This is a genomic window from Shewanella hafniensis, from assembly GCF_019655335.1.
In the GTDB taxonomy this organism is placed as follows: Bacteria; Pseudomonadota; Gammaproteobacteria; order Enterobacterales; family Shewanellaceae; genus Shewanella; species Shewanella hafniensis.
This window is the reverse complement of sequence record NZ_BPFD01000289.1, coordinates 1-255: the sequence shown is the minus strand read 5'-3', so window position 1 is coordinate 255 and position 255 is coordinate 1. Positions and strand designations below refer to the sequence as shown.

The window sequence follows — 255 nt, the reverse complement described above, 5'->3', positions numbered from 1 at the left end:
ACCCGACCACCTGTGTCGGTTTGGGGTACGATTCCCGCTAACCTGAAGCTTAGAAGATTTTCCTGGAAGCATGGCATCAACTACTTCAGTCCCTTAGGACCTCGTCATCAGCTCTCAGTGTGTACATTAAAGTACGTGTCCCCGGATTTGCCTAAGAACACCACCTACCACCTTAAACGCGGACTACCAACGCCGCGCTAGCCTAGCCTTCTCCGTCTCTCCATCGCAGTTAGCGGAAGTACAGAAATATTAATC

At 50.6% G+C, this 255-nt stretch carries 1 rRNA gene; it reads right to left on the bottom strand.

From position 1 onward, the window contains the following. Nucleotides 1–255 (bottom strand): 23S ribosomal RNA (locus K5Q99_RS22305); the annotation flags it as partial.